Origin of the sequence: Mesorhizobium sp. M2A.F.Ca.ET.067.02.1.1 (genome assembly GCF_004023285.1) — a bacterium.
Lineage (GTDB): Bacteria > Pseudomonadota > Alphaproteobacteria > Rhizobiales > Rhizobiaceae > Mesorhizobium.
The window spans coordinates 1-5,604 of sequence record NZ_RZSB01000394.1; the positions used below are offsets into that span (position 1 = coordinate 1).

The following is a 5,604-nucleotide window of genomic DNA, read 5'->3' on the forward strand; positions in this document are numbered from 1 at the left end:
TTCTTGGCCTGATCCTGCTTGAAGCCGCCGGCGAGCAGCCCGACCAAATTGTTGTAGACCTCCGCTATGTCGATGCCGCGGAAGGCGCCATCGCTGAATTTTGCCGCCGCCTTGCCGCCGAGCGAGCGAGCAAGCGACTTGGTGGTCTTTCCCGCGCCTGAAATCGCGACCGTCGCATCAAGCGTTCCTTCGATGCGGTCGAAATCAGCCGCATCACGCAGCAAGGGCGCCGCGGCCGCGCCGGTGATTGCGGTGTTGAGGTCCAGGAAAGCGGCGTTGCCGGAGCCGTCGGCGGTCATTTCGGCCGCGATCGTACCGCCATAGAAGGGGCTTTGCGGCAGGTTCAGGTGAGCCTTCCCATCCGTCACCGTCAGGCTGGTCGCCACCGGCCCGGCGAAGACCTTGCCATAGCCGAGCTTGTCGGCCCGGATATCCACTTTGGCATCGATACCCTTGAGGAAGGAGAGATCGACCGGCGCGTCGGTTGCCACGCCCGGTTTCTGCTTGCCGCCGGCTGCGGCACCGCCGCCAGCGAGCGCTGCAAGGTCGAGTTTCGCGAAACTGAGCGACGTCCGGATCGTGAAAGGCTCTCCCAGCTTCACCGAGCCTTGCCCGGACGCCTTGACGCCGTTCAAAGCGATGGTGGCCTTCTGGAAGGAGAATTGCGTTTGGCTAGCGTCGACATCGCCCTTGAAGGCAAAGTCCTGCAGACTGCCGGACGCGCCCTGTCCCAGCCATTGCATCAGCCTGTCGAACGAGGGCGATGTGGCCGAGACCTGGCCCTTGACCGTGCCGCCACCCCCGACAGTGCCGCTTATGCTGCCTTCGAGATATTTGGAGGAGACCGAAAGGCTGATCGGCCCGGACGCATCGGCGACGGAGCCACCGGCCAGAAAGGATGCGGGCGCGACCTGGGACTTGAACGCAACAGCCTGCCCCCGCCAGGCGAGCTTGCCTGTCACATCGACCGGCTTGCCGATGTCGCGAACCTTCGCGTCAAGAGTGAGCCCGGTGATGTCGTTGGCGGTCCGGTCCTGGGCATCGGCAAGCGCCGCAAGCGGAAGCTTGCCTTCGCGTATCCCGACCGTTCCCTGCAGATTGAGGCTGCTGTGGATGCGTTGCGCGGCAAGCCCACGAAAAGCGAATCCCATATCGGCCGTAAGCTTGCCGGACAGCGGCACGGCTTGTCCGGCCAGCTTCGCTATCGAGCCGATGTCCAGCCCCGAGCTCGCAACATTGCCCCGTATGGTCGGAGGCGTTTCAGCGACATTCGTCGAGGCGTTCGCCGTGAGGCTTCCCGCGTCGAGGCCGAAATGCTCCAGCTTTGCCTCGAGATGCCCGTCGCGCAATGTCGCGGCGAGCTGGACATCGGAAGCCCGTATCTTGCCGCTGAGCAACTCATCGATTGTCACGCTGATGTCGGCGTCGAAAGCGGCCAGCATGGCAAGATCAGGCTCTCCGGAGCCGGCCGAAGCTTTGCCCGCGCTGGAACCGCCGTTTCCGAGATCGCTCAAGGCGTCGATATCGACGCGCTTGGCCGCCAGGTCGGCGAAGAAGCGATGCCGCGGCCCGGGCTGAAAGAGCGCGTCCATCTGGAAGCTCTGGTCGCCGATCTCGAACTTCCCGCCCTTGATCTGATAGCTGCCATTGCCGTTGAGCTGGATCTCGCCGCTCGCCTGCAAGGCAGAGAATTTGGCAACCGGCGCCGGATCGAGCCGCGCCTCGACGGCGATTTGGGCCGGCAGCCGTTTCAGAATCGGCCTAAAGGCGGAAAGGCTCCCGCTTATGTCGACGCGACGGCCGTTGCTGGTGCCGGCCAATGAAAACGAGACCTCCCGGTCGAGGTCCGGAACCCTGAGGTCGGCGTCGATCGCCGTCACCTTGGCGGCGTTCCCTGTCGATGCGCCTGAGGTGAGGGTGCCGTTCGTTATGGTCAGCCGGTTGATCGACAGCCGCTCGAGCGTATCGACAATCGCCGCGAAGGGATCAGCCTGAACATCCTTCGGCTCGGGAGCTGGCTCCGCGCTCGCCGAAGCCTCGAGCGCGATTGTCGGATCCGCCAGCGCAACCGACTGAATCTCGAGCTTTTTCGACCATAGCGACGACAGCGTTATCGACGTCGAGAAGCGCGGAGCGGATATCGCGATGTCGCCCGTGCCGGTCGAGAGCGAAATATCATCCGCGACCACCGCCAGCCTGGGCAGCAGCGACAGCCTGACAGGCCCGTCCAGCCGAATGGTCATTCCGGTCGCGGACGACAATCGCCGGCCTAGTTCAGCACGAACCCAGTCGGTCGAAACCAGCGCGGGCAGAAGGAAAAGCAGCCCGACGACAAGAACGACGGCTACGCTGAGTGCGGCGACGATTTTTCTCACATCGACCAGCCAAAAATGATCGGAAGAATCAGTATCGTCGAGCATACATGCTTCCGGCGCCCGACTGAATCCTGCCGAACCAAGGGCTTGGCGCCGGACGAATCCCGGACTGGTCCACGGGACCCGGGGCCGGCATGTTTCGCCTAACGCCTCCCCGGCGCCATTCACCCTGGAGAACGCTGACACAAGCGGAGTCTCGGACCGGCCTCGCTCCACTCACCTGGAAACTGCCCTCGCCTTGTGATTGCGTTGGCGCGCATAGGCCACACAGGCGTCCACCGTGCTGACGCAGAGCGCATCGACGCTGTTCGGCAGATTGTTGTCGCCGGCATAGGAGACCTCGGCGACATGGCCGCCGACCATGCGGATCTGTGTGTTGCAGTAGCCGCCGGGGGCGACATTGACTGACCCGCCGACCGCGGGAATCGCGCCCACGGCCATGGTCGGCACCGCGATGCTGAGGTTGCCGCGCTGCACGGTGCGTTGATAGGTCCAAATCTGGCCGGATGGTCCCGTATCGGCCGTCGCGGTCGGAAAGCCGGCGCACATGCGGACATCGGCCTCGCTGAGACCGACCATCTCCTTGCGGGCGGCGGCCGTGGTGGGGTCGACCTTGGCGATGCTGGATGTATCGTCCGGGATGACGCAGGACGACAGGATGGAGATGCCTGCCGCAACAAAGGCAAGTTTTCGAATACGCAAGGATGTCATGCCGTCGGTTGGAGTTGCGTGCCGCCCCAGCGCCCTCCTGCCTACCTAGGCATTCGGCCAAACGCGTCAACCCGAGACAGGCGCGGAAATGCCGCGCGTTAGAGCGGTTCACCGTTTCGCGGAAACGGCGAACCGCGTTATCTCTTTGTTTTTACGCTATTCCGGACGGAAAACCGCTCACACTTTTCCCGGAATTGCTTTAAAGCGCGTCGCGCTGAAACGGATTCGGGCGACGCGCTTTAAGTCGTTGTTTTGATGATGTCGTTGTCCCAGAACCGCTGCGCACTTCTGGGCGACATGCATTAGTGCACCAATGCGCTCACACCACCCGAAAATAACTCGTCATGCCTGTCTTCTGATGCTCGATGATGTGGCAATGCAGCAGCCAGTCGCCGGGATTGTCGGCGACGAATCCCAGCTGCACCTTCTCGTCGGGCTGGATGAGATAGGTGTCGGAGACGAGCGGCTGCACTGGCCTGGTCGAGGACGACAGCACCTTGAAGCTCATGCCGTGCAAATGGATCGGGTGCGCGTGCGGCGTCAGGTTCTCCATGTCGATGATATAGCTCTTGCCGAGCTTCAGCTCGGCTAGCGGCGCGGTCGGGTCGGGCGTGTCGCCCGGCCACGGCACCTTGTTGATCGCCCAGAAACTGTAACCGAGCGAACCGCAGATGCTGTCGGCCGAAACGTTTTCCGCCGTGGCGCTCAGCGCCAGCGGAATGCGCCTGGCGCTGGAAAGGTCCACCTCCGCCACCGGATTGACTTCCAGCGGGCCGAGATCGCGCAGATCGTGCTTGAGCGATTTGCCGACGGAACGCAGCGTCGCCACGATTTTCGGCTTGGTGCCCCGGACGTCGCGCAGGCTGACGATCGCGCCTTCCTCGTCGGGCATACGGATGGCAAGCTCCAGCCGCTGGCCGGGTCCAATCTGCAAGGCGTCCGGCGTAAACCGCTGCGGCACCGGGTTGCCGTCGAGCGCGATCACCGCCGCCTCGGCGCCGTCGACGCGGAAGGCATAGATACGGGTGACGTCGGTGATGGCGGCGCGCAGCCGCACCAGTCCGCCGGCCGGCGCATCGAATTGCGGCTGTTCGAGCCAATTGGCGGTGCGCACCGTGCCGAAGGTGCCGGCCTTTGCGGCGTCGCGCGGCCGGAACGCCTCGATGAACTGGCCATCGTCGCCGAGCCGCCAGTCGCGCAGGTTGATCACCATTTCGGCGTCGAAGGCGGGGTCCTTCGGGTTCTCGACCACGATCACGCCGGTCAACCCGTGACCCATCTGGATCAGCGTGTTGCAATGCGGGTGGTACCAGAAGGTGCCGGCGTCGGGCGGGGTGAAGGCATAGTCGAAATGGTCGCCCTGATAGACATAGGGCTGGATCAGGAACGGCACGCCGTCCATCTTGTTGGGAACGCGGATACCGTGCCAGTGGATGGTCGTCGGATCATCGATGCCGTTGATCAGCCGCGCGGCAAACGGTTCGCCTTTCCGCATCCTGACGACCGGCGGCGGGCCTGCCTCGCCATAGGTCAGAACATTCTGCGTCGGCGCACCGTCCATCAGCCGCGCCTCGATGCTGGTGGTCTTCAGGATCAGCAGTTCGGGCTTCGCCGCCGCCCAACCGGCCAATCTGCCGACGGTCGCGGCGCCGATCCCGGCGAGTCCGGCGGCAACTGTGGTCTTGAGAAGGGCGCGGCGGGTCAGTGCTGTCATAGGCTTTCAATCGAGACTGTTCTTGGCGCATTGAGGACAAAGCTGAGCGCTTCCGTCAATCGCTCCGAAGCGGTCGGAGCCGTCTTCAATCTTCCAGGAAGAAATACAAAGGCGCGATAACGCTCGTGCCGGCCTTCTCAGCTGGCGGCGCAGGTACGGTAGCGCCCTGGAGAGTTTTGAGCGCGGCCCGGTCTAGATCGGCGTCGCCTGAGGATCGCGCCAATCGTACGGATGTCACTTGCCCGGAGGCAGCTACCGTGAAAACCACATTCGCGGTGCCCTTCGCGCGCCTGAGGCGCGCCGCGCTCGGATAGCGCGTATGCCTTCCTAGCCAGGTATACAGCCGGGACTTCCATTTTGAGTCGTCGCCAGGCTTGGAGTTGCTCCCGGTTGATTTGGGCGCGGCCGCCTTAGCGTCGATGCTCGCCGTCATCGACGTCCTGGGAGCGGATGCTTTTTCTTTTTTCGGCCGCGACTTCGGCTTTTCGACGGGCTTTTTCTCCGCCTTTTTCGTTTCGACGGGCTTTACCGGTTTTTCGTCCGCCTCGACCGGCCGCTTCTCCGGCAAAGGCACGACGACATCGGGGTTGATCGCCTCGACGGGATCCGGCACGACTTCTTCCAGCGGCGGCTGCTCGCTCAGCGCCGCCATCCGCTCGGCCGGTTCGGCCTCTTGTGCCGCCTCGTTTTCGACCGGCGGTTCGGCGACCGGCTCTTCCGCCACCGGCTCCGGCGCCGGGTCAGTCAGGGGTTGCACATCGGTGGGCTTGTCCGTCTCCTCCGCCGCGTCGGGCGGCTCCGGGG

4 protein-coding genes are annotated in these 5,604 nt (G+C 63.9%); all 4 read right to left on the bottom strand.

The features are described from left to right. Positions 1-2,420, bottom strand: a 2,420-nt coding sequence (locus tag EOA28_RS23065; protein ID WP_128315309.1) for an AsmA family protein, incomplete at its 3' end; no start/stop codon positions are given. Between the two features lie 171 nt (positions 2,421-2,591). Further along, positions 2,592-3,077, bottom strand: a complete 486-nt coding sequence (locus tag EOA28_RS23070; protein ID WP_245463414.1) for a hypothetical protein — start codon at positions 3,075-3,077, stop codon at positions 2,592-2,594. Between the two features lie 328 nt (positions 3,078-3,405). Continuing rightward, positions 3,406-4,800: a multicopper oxidase family protein gene (locus EOA28_RS23075; protein ID WP_127252615.1), complete on the bottom strand. Its 1,395-nt coding sequence runs from the start codon at positions 4,798-4,800 to the stop codon at positions 3,406-3,408. 85 nt (positions 4,801-4,885) lie between these two features. Then, positions 4,886-5,604, bottom strand: a 719-nt coding sequence (locus EOA28_RS23080) for an energy transducer TonB (protein WP_148670810.1), incomplete at its 5' end; no start/stop codon positions are given.